The following is a 13,812-nucleotide window of genomic DNA, read 5'->3' as shown; positions in this document are numbered from 1 at the left end:
GTCCGGGTGCTGGCACTGACCGCAGCGATCTGGCACAACGACCACACCGGCCAACAGGTCAAACGATCACTCACCGCTTTTGATCACTGACCGCACCCAAACCCCTTGGAATCAACCGTCTAGTGGCCGCCCTTCTCGGCGGCGCGCTTGAAGGAACGCTCGATCTCCAGCTCGGCCTCGACGCGTCCCACCCAGCTGGCGCCCTCGACGGACTTGCCGGGCTCCAGGTCCTTGTAGACCTCGAAGAAGTGCTGGATCTCCAGCCGGTCGAACTCCGGCACGTGGTGGATGTCGCGCAGGTGCTCCTGGCGGGGGTCGGTCGCGGGGACGCACAGCACCTTGTCGTCGCCGCCGGCCTCGTCGGTCATCCGGAACATGCCGACCGCGCGGCAGCGGATGAGGCAGCCGGGGAACGTCGGCTCCTGGAGCAGCACCAGGGCGTCGAGGGGGTCGCCGTCCTCGCCGAGGGTGTCCTCGACGAACCCGTAGTCGGCCGGGTACTGGGTCGCGGTGAACAGCATGCGGTCCAGCCGGATCCGGCCGGTCTCGTGGTCCACCTCGTACTTGTTCCGCTGGCCCTTCGGGATCTCAATGGTGACGTCGAAATCCAAGGTGTCCTCCGCTCCCTGCACGGTCGCAGTGAATAGTCTTTCCGGAACCCGCGCGGGCGAGGCCGTCCTCAGGGCCCCGGATGTGGGTGTTCCCTTATACAAGGATGTCGCACGTTGGAGAGTGCTGAGTGGGAGAGGGTGGTCGGTCACGTGCCGAAACAGGCCACCGTCCTGGCTTTGATCACGCTGTCCCTCCTCAATGGTTTCATCGCCTCCGCCGGCGTGGCAGTGGCGAAACTCACACCCGAACGGCGTCTGGCGCCCCGTCCGCCGGCCGTGGCCGAGCGCCTCACGGTCCGTACCGGCGCGGTGCTCCCGGCCGCCGACGAGGCCGCCCGCGTCCCGGACCCGGCCGTCCTGGCGCGGCGGCTGACCCCGCTGCTCGCGGACGCCGGGACCACGATCGGGGCGGTCGTCACCGACGCCGCGACCCGCCGCCCCCTGTTCGCCTCGGACGGGGACCGGCCCGCGACGCCGGCCTCGACCACCAAGCTCGTCACCTCGGTGGCCACGCTGGCCGTGCTCGGCCCCGCGCACCGCATCACCACGCGGACGGTCCGGGGAGGTGACGGCGGGGTGGTGCTGGTCGGCGGCGGGGATCCTACACTGACCGCCCGGTCGCCCCGGACCGGGGCCGGGCCCGCGTACGCCTCGCTGGACGACCTGGCCCGGCAGACGGCCGCCGCGCTCAAGGCCGCGGGCGTCCGGGAGGCGCGCGTCGACTACGACGCGTCCGCCTACGCCGGGCCCCGCACCGCCTCCGGCTGGAAGCCCAACTACCTGCCCGACGGCGAGGTCGCGCCCGTCTCGGCGCTCACCGTGGACCGCGGGCTCGTCGCGCCCGGCGACCCCGGCCGCGACGACCGGGTCGCCGACCCGCCCGCCGCAGCGACGGCCGCGTTCGCGCGCCTGCTGACCCGCGAGGGCGTGACCGCCCGGCCGGGACGCTCCACCACCGCGCCGCGGGGGGCCGCGCAGCTCGGCGCCGTACGGTCCCCGTCCGCCGCCGAGCTCGTCGAGCACCTGATGACCCACAGCGACAACGACGTGGCCGAGGCGATGGCCCGCCAGGTCGCGATCAAGCTGGGCCGCCCGGGGTCGTTCGCCGCCGCCGGGCAGGCCGTGGCCCAGGTCCTGGCCGGGCTCGGGGTGCCCACCGGGATCCTGGTGAACGACGGCAGCGGCCTGTCCACCGGCAACCGGATCACCCCGGCCGCGCTCGCCCAGGTCGTGTCGCTGGCCGCCGCGCCCGGCCACCCGCGGCTGCGCGCCGCGATCACCGGGATGCCCGTCGCGGGGTTCTCCGGCACGCTGGACGCCCCCCGCTACACCCTCCCGGGCAGCCAGGCCGGGGCCGGCGTCGTCCGCGCCAAGACCGGCACGCTCGCCGGGGTCAGCACGCTGGCCGGAGTGGCCCACGACGCCGACGGCCGCACGCTCGCGTTCGCGTTCATGATGGGCGACGGGCGCGGCCCGGTCGACCCCGGCCGGCTGGACCTGCTCGCCGCGGCCGTCGCCGCCTGCGGCTGCCGCTGATCGCTGAACGCGGGGGAACCGGCGCTGAACATGGGAGAAAACGTGTGGCACCGGCCGTACGGGAGATAACCAGAACGGTTGTTCGTTGAACCAGCGAGCAGGGCGCTCCGGCGCCGGATACCCGAACGTACGGTGGAGTACATGAGCGCCTCAATGATCGACTGGCACGTGGCCGTCCAGACCGGCACCCGGCTCCTGCGCCCCGGACCGCAGGTCGGCCATGACGAGGCCCGCGAGGTCGTGGAGCAGCTGCGCGAGCTGTCCAGACTCGCCCAGGGGCACGTTCGAGAGTTCACCGGGATGAGCGCGGAGGAGGATCCGGCGCCGGCGACGATCGTCGACCGGCCGGGCTGGATCCGGGCCAACGTGGACGGCTTCCGGGTCGTCCTCGAACCGCTCATGGAGCAGATGGCCGACCGGCGCGGCACCGGGCTGCTGAGCGGCGGCGCGGGCGGCGTGGTCGTCCAGGCCGTCGGATCCCGCGTCACCGGCATGCAGGTCGGCGCGATCCTGGCGTACATGGCCGGGCGGGTCCTCGGCCAGTACGAGCTGTTCCTGCCGCCCGACCCCGACGGCCGCGCGCCGACCGGCCGGCTCACGCTGGTCGCGCCCAACATCGTCCACGTGGAGCAGGAGCTCGGCGTCGACACCCGCGACTTCCGCCTGTGGGTCTGCCTGCACGAGGAGACCCACCGCGCCCAGTTCACCGGGGTGCCGTGGCTGCGCGAGTACGTCCAGGACCAGATGACGCAGTTCCTGCTGGCCTCCGACCTCGACCCGGGCGCGATGCTCGACCGGATCCGGGACGCCGCCGAGGCGGTCGCCGACGCCGTGCGGGGCGGCGAGGGCAACCTGATCGACGCGATCCAGTCGCCCGAGCAGCGCGAGATCCTCGACCGCCTCACCGCCGTGATGACGCTGGTCGAGGGGCACGGCGACTACGTGATGGACGCGGTCGGCCCCGAGGTCGTGCCGTCGGTGCAGCAGATCCGCTCCCGCTTCCAGGGCCGCCGCGAGGGCGGCTCCAGGCTGGACCGCACGATCCGCCGGCTGCTGGGCATCGACCTGAAGATGAAGCAGTACGCCGAGGGCTCGCGCTTCGTCCGCCGGGTCGTCGGCGAGGTCGGTATGGACGACTTCAACAAGGTCTGGCAGTCTCCGGAGAGCCTCCCCACCCACGCGGAGATCAAGGAGCCCGACCTCTGGATCGACCGAGTGGTGGGCCCCAGGGCCCTGGACACCTCCAAGGCCAACGGCGCCTGACCCCCAACCCCCCACCAATGGGGGGCAAGGGGGCAAAGCCCCCAGGAATCCGGGGGGCTAGGGGCGGCGAAGCCCCCCAGCGGGGGGTGCGGGGGGCGGAGCCCCCTGCCAAGGGCCGGGTGCACCCGTAGGGAGCGCCAGCGACCGGAGGGGGTGCGCGGCCCGGCCGTGGGGGTCTGGGGGGTCGCCCCCCAGAAGACAGGGAGTTGCTTTGGGGCCTGACCCGGCTGTCGCGGCTGTGCGGGTGGCGGTTCGGCGGGTGCTCGCCGACGTGCCCCCTGGGGCGATGGTCGTTGTGGCGTGCAGTGGTGGCGCGGATTCGCTGGCTCTGGCGGGGGCGCTGGCGTTCGAGGCTCCCCGGTGCAGGCCGGAGGGGCGTCCGGCCGGGGCCGTGACGGTCGATCACGGGCTGCAGACGGGGTCGGAGGAGCGTGCCGCGTCGCTTGTGCGGACGCTGGCCGATCTCGGCCTTGACCCGGCGGGGTCCGTCGCGGTGGTCGTCGGGCAGGACGGCGGGCCGGAGAACGCGGCGCGTGAGGCGCGGTACGCGGCTCTGGACGAGGCGGCGGCGCGTTTGAAAGCGGCCGCGGTGCTGTTGGGGCATACCCGTGACGACCAGGCCGAGACGGTGTTGATGGGGTTGGCCAGGGGGTCGGGGGCGCGTTCCGTCGCCGGTATGCCGCCCTCGTTCGTGCGGCGGGCCGCCAAGGACGGTTCGGAGGTTCTCTACCTGCGGCCCTTCCTCGACCTGGATCGGGCGACGATCCGGCGTGCCTGTGAGGCGATGGGGTTGGTCCCCTGGGACGACCCCCACAATGTCGATCCTTCCTACACGCGTGTGCGCGTACGGCATGAGGCGCTGCCCGCGCTGGAGAAGGCTCTCGGTCCCGGGATCGCGGAGGCGCTGGCCCGTACCGGGAAGATGCTCCGCGACGACGCCGACGCCCTGGACGAGATGGCCGCCCGCTGCCTCACCCAGGCGCTCTCGCCCCCGGAGCAGGCGGAGAGCCCGGAAGAGGGGCTCTGGCTGGACGTGGAGCGGTTGGCGGGCCTGCCGCGGGCGGTCCGGTCGCGGGTGCTGAGGATGGCGGCGATCCGGTCGGGGAGCCCACCGGGTAGCCTCGCGGCCGTCCATGTCGACGAAGTGGATCGGCTGGTCACGGCGTGGCGCGGGCAGCGGCACGTCGATCTCCCGGGGGGCGTTCGCGCGTTCCGGCGGTATGGCAGGCTGCTCTTCGGCCCGTCCTGATGCCCTGCCGCCGTCAGGGGGACGGCCGCGTCACTTGAGGGCTACGAGGGTGGGGTTTGTGGACGAGAAGGACCTGGGCGCCGACCTGGCGAAGGTGCTGATCCCGGAGGACCGGCTGCGGGCGAAGGTGCGCGAGCTGGCCGAGCAGATCGACGCCGACTACGCGGGCCGGGACCTGCTGCTGGTCGGGGTGCTCAAGGGCGCCGTCATGATCATGGCGGATCTGGCCCGGGAGCTGCACACTCCGGCGTCGATGGACTGGATGGCGGTGTCCTCGTACGGGTCGGGCACCAAGTCCTCGGGCGTGGTCCGGATCCTCAAGGACCTCGACACCGACATCCTGGACCGGCACGTCCTGATCGTCGAGGACATCATCGACTCGGGTCTCACGCTGTCGTGGCTGGTGAGCAATCTGCGGTCGCGGAATCCGGCGTCGCTGGAGATCTGCGCGCTGCTGCGGAAGCCGGAAGCGGTCAGGACCGAGATCGAGTGCCGCTATCTCGGTTTCGACATCCCGAACGAGTTCGTCGTCGGATACGGGCTGGACTACGCGGAGCGGTACCGGAACCTGCCGTTCGTGGGCACGCTCGCCCCGCACGTGTACGGCGGCGACGGCTCCTGATCCTGCGGCGGCCACCGCCGGAGGCATCCGCTCCCACCACGTTCGCTCCCGCCGCCGCGCCTGCTCCCTCCGCAGGCCGGGCGGCTTACGCCTTGGGCGGAACGCCCGTCCGGGAGGGCGTTCCCGGCGGCGGATCCCCGCCGCGGAACGGGATCGCGGGCGGCCGGATCTGACAGCGCGGCGGGACGTCGCCTACCGTGGACCGATGTCCTCCGGCGGATGTCCATTAGCGGGTTCCGGCGCCGTTTGGCAAGTGGCCGGGCGCGCTGATGTGACGCGCAGGGAACAAGGGGACGTACCGGATCGTTGCAAGGGGCGTCGGCGGGTATGTCGTACTCCGGTGTACCGTCGATATCCGGGCTTCGTGTCGGGTAGCCATGAAGGAGGCCGTCGCGGTGGCCGGAGCGCCCGGCGCAGAGCCCGCGGTGCAAGGACCCGGTTCACAGTGGCGCGCGTCCCATGGGGACGGGCGATCTCGCAAGGTCAGGAGGGACGGGCCCCGAAGGGGTAACCGGATAAATGGACGTGAAGCGCTATTTTCGCGGGCCGCTGCTGTGGATCCTGCTGTTCGGCCTCTTGGTCGCCCTCATCATGTGGGGCGTCAACCCCGGTCGTTCCTACGAGAAGACCGACACCTCCACGGTGGTCCGGGAGATCGCCAGTGGGCAGGTGAAGTCCGCCAAGATCATTGACAAGGATCAGCGGATCGAGGTCACGCTCAACAACGGCAAGCAGCAGCAGGCGTCCTGGGTGGACGGCCAGGGCCTCCGGCTCCAGGACCAGCTCCAGCAGCAGGCGAACAACGGCAAGCTGCCCGGCGGTTACAACGTCGAGGTGCCCAAGCAGAGCGTCTTCCTGAATCTGCTGTTCAGCCTGCTTCCCATCGTCGTCATCGTGCTGATCTTCCTGTTCATCATGAACCAGATGCAGGGCGGCGGTTCACGGGTGATGAACTTCGGGAAGTCCAAGGCCAAGCTGATCACCAAGGACACGCCGAAGACCACCTTCGCCGACGTGGCCGGGGCCGACGAGGCCCTGGAGGAACTGGAAGAGATCAAGGACTTCCTGCAGAACCCGGCGAAGTTCCAGTCGATCGGCGCCAAGATCCCCAAGGGCGTGCTGCTGTACGGCCCGCCCGGCACCGGTAAGACGCTGCTGGCCCGCGCCGTGGCCGGCGAGGCCGGGGTGCCGTTCTACTCGATCTCCGGTTCGGACTTCGTCGAGATGTTCGTCGGTGTGGGCGCGTCCCGCGTCCGCGACCTGTTCGAGCAGGCCAAGGCCAACGCCCCCTCGATCATCTTCATCGACGAGATCGACGCCGTGGGCCGGCACCGCGGCGCCGGGCTCGGCGGCGGCCACGACGAGCGCGAGCAGACCCTCAACCAGCTGCTGGTCGAGATGGACGGCTTCGACGTCAAGGGCGGCGTGATCCTGATCGCGGCGACCAACCGTCCCGACATCCTCGACCCGGCGCTGCTGCGTCCGGGCCGGTTCGACCGGCAGGTCACCGTCGACCGTCCGGACCTGGAGGGCCGCAAGGGCATCCTGCGGGTGCACGGCCGCGGCAAGCCGTTCGCGCCGGACGTCGACCTGGACGTCATCGCGCGCCGCACCCCCGGGTTCACCGGCGCCGACCTGGCCAACGTGATCAACGAGGCGGCGCTGCTGACCGCCCGCTTCGACCGCAAGCTGATCGACATGGACACCCTGGAGGAGTCCATCGACCGGGTCATGGCGGGTCCGGAGCGCAAGACCCGGGTGATGTCCGAGAAGGAAAAGAAGATCATCGCCTACCACGAGGGCGGGCACGCGCTGGTGGCGCACGCGCTGCCGAACTCCGACCCCGTGCACAAGGTGACGATCCTGCCGCGCGGGCGGGCTCTCGGGTACACGATGACCCTGCCGATGGAGGACAAGTTCCTCACCACGCGGTCGGAGATGAACGACCAGCTGGCGATGCTGCTGGGCGGCCGTACCGCCGAGGAGCTGGTGTTCCACGAGCCGACCACCGGCGCGGCCAACGACATCGAGAAGGCGACCTCGATCGCCCGCAACATGGTCACCGAGTACGGGATGAGCGAGCGCCTGGGCGCCCGCAAGTTCGGCACCGGTCAGGGTGAGGTCTTCCTCGGCCGTGACGTGGGCCACGAGCGGGACTACTCCGAGGACATCGCCTCCGCGATCGACGACGAGGTGCGGCGCTACATCGAGGGCGCCCACGACACCGCGTGGGAGATCCTGGTCGAGTACCGCGAGGTCCTGGACGACCTGGTGCTGCAGCTCATGGAGAAGGAGACCCTTTCCAAGGACCAGGTGCTGGAGATCTTCGCGCCGATCAGCAAGCGTCCCCAGCAGAACTCCTACACGGGCTACGGCAAGCGGCTGCCGTCCGACCGGCCGCCGGTGCTGACGCCCAAGGAGCTGGCACTGATGGGGCCGCAGGACGTCGCCGACCTGACCAAGAACAACGGCCAGGGCGCGACCGCGGCGGAGCGGGCCGGCGACCCGGCCCACGGCGAGAGCTGATCGAGTTGGCGATCCAGTACGACGACGAGCCTCTGAGGGAGGACCCGCCCGGGTTCGACCACGCCCGGATCGAGCGGGCGGTGCGCGAGATCCTGTTCGCGATCGGGGAGGACCCCGATCGCGACGGGCTCCGCGACACCCCCGCTCGGGTGGCCCGTGCCTACGCCGAGCAGTTCGCCGGTCTGCGGCAGGTTCCCGAGGACGCCCTGAACAAGGTCTTCGAGGCCGACCACGACGAGATGGTCCTGGTCAAGGACATCGAGGTCTACTCCACCTGCGAGCATCACCTGGTGCCGTTCCACGGGCTGGCGCACGTGGGGTACACGCCCAACAAGAAGGGGCAGATCACCGGGCTGTCGAAGCTGGCCCGGCTGGTCGACGTGTACGCGCGGCGGCCGCAGGTGCAGGAGCGGCTGACCAGCCAGGTCGCGGACGCGGTGATGAACATCCTGGAGCCGCGGGGGGTGATCGTGGTGGTGGAGGCCGAGCACCTGTGCATGACCATGCGCGGGGTGCGCAAGCCGGGCGCCAAGACGGTCACCTCGGCGGTCCGGGGTGATTTCCGCGACCATCCCGAGACCCGGGCCGAGGCGATGGGTCTCATCCTGGGCCGGCACTGACCCTTTCTGGACCGCGCCATTCCTGTTGCGTCCGGGCCGCTTTCGGTGGCCCGGACGCATCCTTTTTCCGGCGTTCCGAGCGTGCCCGCAGGCCGTGGCGGCAAGGGTTCCGGGTGTGATCAAGGGCGCGGGCCCGGGGCGTGGCGCGGTCGGCGCCAGGGCATAGGCTGGGTCGCATGACCGGTGCCGATGTTCCGGGCCTGCCCGCGCCGGGGCGGTGCCTTGTGATGGGCGTGGTCAACGTGACGCCCGATTCGTTCTCCGACGGCGGGGCCTGGTTCGACGCCGACAAGGCGATCCGGCACGGGTTCGACCTGGTGGCCGAGGGCGCCGACATCATCGACGTGGGCGGGGAGTCGACCCGTCCGGGCGCGCAGCGGGTGTCCCTGGAGGAGGAGCTGCGCCGGGTGGTCCCGGTGATCGAGGCGCTGGCGGAGGCGGGCGTCCCGGTGAGCGTCGACACGATGCGCGCCGAGGTGGCCGAGGCCGCGGTGGTGGCGGGGGCCCGGCTGGTGAACGACGTCAGCGGCGGCCTGGCCGATCCCGACATGCCCCGGGCGGTCGCGGCGGCGGGCGTGCCGTACGTCGTCATGCACTGGCGCGGCCACAGCCACGACATGCAGACCCGCGCCGTCTACGCCGACGTCGTCCGCGAGGTCCGCGAGGAGCTGCTGCGCCGGGTGGAGGCGATACTGGCCTGGGGCGTCGACCCCTCCATGATCGTCCTGGATCCGGGGCTGGGCTTCGCCAAGAGCCCCGAGGCCGGGCACAACTGGTCGCTCATCGCCCATCTGGACGCCCTGAACGGCACCGGCTACCCGGTCCTGGTCGGAGCGTCCCGCAAGCGCTTCCTGGGCCGCCTGCTGGCCGGGCCCGACGGGACGCCGCGCGCGTTCACCGACTGCGACGACGCCACGGTCGCGATCACGGCGCTGGCCGCGGCGGCCGGGGCGTGGTGCGTCCGGGTGCACCGGGTGCGGCCCAACGCCGACGCGGTACGGGTCGCCGCGGCCGTCCGCGCCGCCGCCGAGGGCCACCCAGGCCCCGGCGGCCCTTCGTCGCACGAGCGTTCTGAGGCCGGTGGGTCGTCGGGGGCCGGGGCCGCCTCCCGGCGCGGCGGGAGCGCGGGCCGGTGAGCAATACCGTTGACCGGGCCCGGCTCGAAGAGGCCAACGCCGAGTTCTACGCCGCGTTCGAGGCCGGCGATCTCGACCGGATGGGGGCGGTGTGGGCCGACGGCCCGTACGCGGCGGGCGTGACGTGCGTCCATCCCGGCTGGTCGCTGCTGCGGGGCCGGGAGGAGGTGCTGCGCTCCTGGGCGCTGATCATGGCCAACACCAGCTACATCCAGTTCGTGCTCACCGATGTCCGCACCGACGTGTACGGCGACCAGGCCGTGGTGACGTGCAAGGAGAACATCCTCACCGCGGACGAGGGCACGGAGGCCGGATTCCTCGCCGGGGGAAGCATCGTGGCCAGCAACGTGTTCGTACGTTCCGGCGGGGAATGGCGGCTTTTGCTGCACCATGGATCCCCCATCCTGAACGGCGCAGAGGAAGAATGAGCCCCAGAGTGAGCCTGGACCATCTGGACCGGATAGAAGTGCGCGGACTGCGCGCCCGGGGGCGGCACGGCGTGCTGCCCGCCGAACGCGAGCTCGGCCAGGAGTTCGTGGTGGACGTGGTGCTCGGGCTGGACACCGCCCCCGCCGCGGCGGGCGACGACCTGTCGCGTACCGTCGACTACGGATCGCTCGCGAGCCGGCTGGTCGCCGTCGTCGAGGGGGAGCCCGTCAACCTCATCGAGACCTTGGCCGAACGCCTCGCGGCGGTCTGCCTGCACGACGCGACGGTGGCGGAGGCCGAGGTCACCGTCCACAAGCCCAGTGCCCCGGTGCCGCACCCCTTCACGGACGTGGCCGTGAAGATCAGGAGGAGTCGCCCATGACAGCGTCCGATCGCATGCCCGACCGCACCGCGACCGGCGGCCACATGCTGGTCGCCCACCGTGTCGTGTTCTCGCTCGGCAGCAACCTCGGCGATCGCCTGGACAACATCCAGGAGGCCGTCGACGCGCTGTTCGACGCGCCCGGGCTCTCGTTCGTCGCGCTGTCCCCGGTGTACGAGACGGCGCCGTTCGCCCCGCCCGGCGAGAAGATCCCCGAACAGGGCGACTACCTCAACATCGTGCTGGTGGCCGACACCCGGCTGCCTCCGGAGAACCTGCTGGAGCGCGTCCTCAACATCGAGACCTCGATGCAGCGGGTCCGCGAGGTCCGGTGGGGTCCGCGCACCCTCGACATCGACATCGTCGTGTTCGGGAACGTGACCATGAACGACCCGGATCTGACGCTGCCGCACCCGCGGGCGCACGAGCGGGCGTTCGTGCTGGTGCCGTGGGCCGACATCGAGCCGGACGTGCTGCTGGCCGGGCACGGCCGGGTCGGCGACCTGGCCGCGGCCAAGACCGCCGCGGAGGGCCCGCTGCGCCGCCGCGACGATCTGAGCCTCCAGCCCCCTGCATGAGCGAGCCGGAGGGGTGCGGCGTCGTCCGGGTCGAGGAGCGAGGGACGAGCGGCGAGGGAAGGCGATGCCTCGAAGCGCCCCGCGGGCGAGCGGGGAACACGGTATGAGCGAGTCTGAGGGGTGCGGCGTCGCCCGGGCGGGGGCGGCGGTATGAGGCCGACGCGTCCCGCGTTCCTCATCGCCCTGGTGGTCGTGGCCGCACTGATCACCTGGGCGGTGATGAAGACCGCGTACGTCACGCTGCCGCCGCTGCCGTGGACGGCCTTGCCGACGCTGCTGCTGCTGGCGCTCGGCGAGGCGTTCACGGGCTGGAACGTGCTGCGGCGGATCCGCCGCAAGCCCGGGACGCGGCCGGTGGAGCCGCTGGTGGTGGCGCGGATGGCGGCGCTGGCGAAGGCGAGCGCGCACGCGGCCGCGGTGCTGGGCGGGGTGTTCGCCGGGTTCGCGCTGGGCCTGTCCGACTCGCTCGACAAGCAGACGCCCCGTGACGACTTCTTCGTCTGCCTCGGCACGTTCCTGGCCGCGGTGGTGCTGGTGGGGGCGGCGTACTTCCTGGAGTACGCGTGCCGCGTCCCCAAGGACCCGGAGGAAGAGGACCGCGACCGCGGCCGCTCCCGCGCCTAGGCGGTCCCGCCCTCGGCGGTCTCCGAGACGTGCTGGAGGAGGTCGTGGACGAACCACGCCTCCATCCGCCGCCCGTCGAGCTGGAACGGTATGGCGTGCCAGTACGCGTTGGGCATCCGGGTCTCCTCCCAGCCGAAGAACGCCTGGGCCTCGGGCAGCAGGACGGACCAGGGGCGCAGCTCGTCCGTTGACCGCAGCGGCTCGCCCGACCTGCGGACGAACCGGCGATCGAGGACGTAGCCCCCGACTTCGGTGTCCATGGTCGTGTGCTCGAGCCAGAAGCCGGGCCAGAGCGGGAGGGCGAACCGGTGCCGGGAGGGCCCGCCGCTGACCGGTTCGCCCAGGATCGCCGCCAGGTCCTCGATCTTCTGCGATTCCAGGGCGTTCCACCGCCCGGCCTCCTCCCGGAGGTGGGCCGGCGGATCGTCGTAGGGCGCCGGCGGTTCCAGGACGGCCTCCGGAACCGTGCGGCGCATCTCGTCGAGCAGGGAGAGCTGGTAGCCCGCCATGGTCAGCGTTCGCGGGGGACGCGGTTCGGGGTCGGCGAACCGCTCGCACGACCAGCACCACCACGGCTCGGGTCCGCCCATGCACGAGCCGGTGAAGTAGATCTCGCGGCGCTCGTGCCGCCGGTACGGCTCGTCGTCGACGGGCATGCCGTACACCACCGGGACCAGCGTCCCGTCACACCGTTCGCACCGTGGGCTCATGATCCCTCAGACGCCGCGGGCCTCCCCGATGTTCGGCCGGTCACTTGTCGATGTCGCCGACGACGAAGAACATCGAGCCCAGGATGGCGATCATGTCGGCGACCAGGTTGCCGGGGAGCAGCTCCGACAGCACCTGGACGTTGTTGTACGACGCGGAGCGCAGCTTGAGCCGCCACGGCGTCTTCTCGCCGCGCGACACCAGGTAGTAGCCGTTGATGCCGAGCGGGTTCTCCGTCCAGGCGTAGGTGTGCCCCTCGGGGACCTTCAGCACCTTCGGCAGCCGCTGGTTGATCGGTCCCGGGGGCAGGTCGGCCAGCCGGTCCAGGCAGGCGTCCGCCAGGTCGAGGGAGGCGTGCACCTGGTCGAGCAGGCACTCGAAGCGGGCCAGGCAGTCGCCCTCGGTACGGGTCACGACGCGGGTGTCCAGCTCGTCGTAGGCCAGGTACGGCTCGTCGCGGCGCAGGTCGAAGTCGACGCCGGAGGCGCGGGCGACGGGGCCCGACACCCCGTACTGGAGGATCTGCTCGCGGGACAGGACGCCGACGCCGCGGGTGCGGGCGCGGAAGATCTCGTTGCCCATGATCAGGTCGTCGATGCGGCCCATGCCGGCGCGGACGTCGCCGACCGCGTGGCGGGCCCGGCCGGCCCAGCCGGCGGGCAGTTCCTCCTTGAGGCCGCCGACCCGGTTGAACATGTAGTGCATGCGGCCGCCGGAGACCTCCTCCATCACCCGCTGCAGCGCCTCCCGCTCCCCGAACGCGTAGAAGATCGGCGTCATCGCGCCCACTTCCAGGGGGTAGGAGCCCAGGAACATCAGGTGGTTGAGCACCCGGTTGAGCTCGGCCAGGAGCGTGCGGACCCATACGGCCCGCGCCGGGACCTCCATGCCGAGCATCCGCTCCACGGCCAGCACCACGCCCAGCTCGCTGGAGAACGCCGACAGCCAGTCGTGCCGGTTGGCCAGCACGATGATCTGCCGGAAGTCGCGGACCTCGAACAGCTTCTCCGCGCCGCGGTGCATGTAGCCGATGATCGGCTCGGCCGCCGAGATGCGCTCGCCGTCCAGCGCCAGACGCAGCCGGAGCACACCGTGCGTGGACGGGTGCTGCGGGCCGATGTTGAGGACCATGTCCTCGGTGGCGAGCTCCTTCGCCCCGGCCCCCACCCCGACGGTCCGCTCCGTGGTCATGGTCGCGCTCCAGGGTTCACGTCTCTCATCGTGTCATGCTTCCGGCTCGCGGTAGCCGGGGCGTTTCCTGTTGACTGGTCGCATAACTTAGTGACTGATCCCTATACAGGCGTACGTGGTGGTACGCGGTTAGACATCCCATGAACCCAGATGCAGTGCGCGGCCCGGCGGCATCGAGTGTGGTCGCCGGGCGACGCGTCGGAGCCACATGAATTCGGCCCACGAGCAGCAGCCGCCCCACCCCGGCCAGCCGGGCCCGCCCGCGGCGCCCGGCCCGCCCGGCCCGCCCGGCCCGCCCCCGCCCGGACCGCCGCCGTCCCCGCCGGGCGCCACCGCG

14 protein-coding genes are annotated in these 13,812 nt (G+C 71.6%); 11 read left to right on the top strand and 3 right to left on the bottom strand.

Annotation, left to right across the window (positions count from 1 at the left end; all coding sequences use genetic code 11):
* Positions 1 to 119: 119 nt before the first annotated feature.
* Complete coding sequence (locus ACFPZN_RS54180; protein ID WP_378292905.1) at positions 120 to 611, bottom strand: inorganic diphosphatase; 492 nt, start codon at positions 609 to 611, stop codon at positions 120 to 122.
* Positions 612 to 761: 150 nt separating this feature from the next.
* Between ACFPZN_RS54180 and dacB the strand changes: the two genes are divergently transcribed.
* From dacB to ACFPZN_RS54125, 11 genes are all read left to right on the top strand, one after another.
* Positions 762 to 2,147: a D-alanyl-D-alanine carboxypeptidase/D-alanyl-D-alanine endopeptidase gene (dacB, locus tag ACFPZN_RS54175; RefSeq protein WP_378292899.1), complete on the top strand. Its 1,386-nt coding sequence runs from the start codon at positions 762 to 764 to the stop codon at positions 2,145 to 2,147.
* Between the two features lie 153 nt (positions 2,148 to 2,300).
* Positions 2,301 to 3,410 (top strand): zinc-dependent metalloprotease, encoded by a 1,110-nt coding sequence (locus tag ACFPZN_RS54170; RefSeq protein WP_378292903.1) that lies wholly within the window; start codon positions 2,301 to 2,303, stop codon positions 3,408 to 3,410.
* Positions 3,411 to 3,621: 211 nt separating this feature from the next.
* On the top strand, positions 3,622 to 4,659 hold the full coding sequence (tilS, locus tag ACFPZN_RS54165) for a tRNA lysidine(34) synthetase TilS (RefSeq protein ID WP_378292897.1): 1,038 nt from the start codon (positions 3,622 to 3,624) through the stop codon (positions 4,657 to 4,659).
* A gap of 58 nt (positions 4,660 to 4,717) precedes the next feature.
* Positions 4,718 to 5,281, top strand: coding sequence for a hypoxanthine phosphoribosyltransferase (gene hpt / locus ACFPZN_RS54160; RefSeq protein ID WP_378292895.1), 564 nt, complete (start codon positions 4,718 to 4,720; stop codon positions 5,279 to 5,281).
* A gap of 519 nt (positions 5,282 to 5,800) precedes the next feature.
* Positions 5,801 to 7,807 carry an ATP-dependent zinc metalloprotease FtsH gene (gene ftsH, locus ACFPZN_RS54155; protein WP_378292893.1) on the top strand — a complete coding sequence of 669 codons (2,007 nt, stop codon included), beginning with the start codon at positions 5,801 to 5,803 and terminating at the stop codon, positions 7,805 to 7,807.
* 5 nt (positions 7,808 to 7,812) lie between these two features.
* Positions 7,813 to 8,427: a GTP cyclohydrolase I FolE gene (folE, locus tag ACFPZN_RS54150; protein ID WP_378292891.1), complete on the top strand. Its 615-nt coding sequence runs from the start codon at positions 7,813 to 7,815 to the stop codon at positions 8,425 to 8,427.
* A 176-nt stretch (positions 8,428 to 8,603) separates the two neighbouring features.
* Positions 8,604 to 9,563 (top strand): dihydropteroate synthase, encoded by a 960-nt coding sequence (gene folP, locus ACFPZN_RS54145; RefSeq protein WP_464043786.1) that lies wholly within the window; start codon positions 8,604 to 8,606, stop codon positions 9,561 to 9,563.
* A complete protein-coding gene (locus ACFPZN_RS54140; protein WP_378292889.1) occupies positions 9,560 to 9,991 on the top strand; it encodes a nuclear transport factor 2 family protein in 432 nt (143 codons plus the stop codon). The genes folP and ACFPZN_RS54140 overlap by 4 nt, the downstream gene beginning before the upstream one ends.
* Positions 9,988 to 10,374, top strand: a complete 387-nt coding sequence (folB, locus tag ACFPZN_RS54135) for a dihydroneopterin aldolase (protein WP_378292887.1) — start codon at positions 9,988 to 9,990, stop codon at positions 10,372 to 10,374. The genes ACFPZN_RS54140 and folB overlap by 4 nt, the downstream gene beginning before the upstream one ends.
* Positions 10,371 to 10,952, top strand: a complete 582-nt coding sequence (folK, locus tag ACFPZN_RS54130; protein WP_378292885.1) for a 2-amino-4-hydroxy-6-hydroxymethyldihydropteridine diphosphokinase — start codon at positions 10,371 to 10,373, stop codon at positions 10,950 to 10,952. The genes folB and folK overlap by 4 nt, the downstream gene beginning before the upstream one ends.
* Before the next feature lie 150 nt (positions 10,953 to 11,102).
* On the top strand, positions 11,103 to 11,576 hold the full coding sequence (locus ACFPZN_RS54125) for a DUF3180 domain-containing protein (RefSeq protein WP_378292883.1): 474 nt from the start codon (positions 11,103 to 11,105) through the stop codon (positions 11,574 to 11,576).
* On the opposite strand, the gene ACFPZN_RS54120 is transcribed toward ACFPZN_RS54125, so the two are convergent.
* Entirely contained in the window at positions 11,573 to 12,286 is a 714-nt protein-coding gene (locus tag ACFPZN_RS54120; protein ID WP_378292881.1) for a hypothetical protein, read from the bottom strand. The two genes, ACFPZN_RS54125 and ACFPZN_RS54120, sit on opposite strands and share 4 nt — an antisense overlap.
* A 40-nt stretch (positions 12,287 to 12,326) precedes the next feature.
* Positions 12,327 to 13,475: an NADH-quinone oxidoreductase subunit D gene (locus ACFPZN_RS54115; RefSeq protein ID WP_378292879.1), complete on the bottom strand. Its 1,149-nt coding sequence runs from the start codon at positions 13,473 to 13,475 to the stop codon at positions 12,327 to 12,329.
* Between the last annotated feature and the right edge of the window lie 337 nt (positions 13,476 to 13,812).

This window comes from Actinomadura rugatobispora (assembly GCF_042656285.1).
GTDB lineage: Bacteria > Actinomycetota > Actinomycetes > Streptosporangiales > Streptosporangiaceae > Spirillospora > Spirillospora rugatobispora.
The sequence above is the reverse complement of the archived record's forward strand: the minus strand, read 5'-3'. Positions and strand labels throughout refer to the sequence as shown.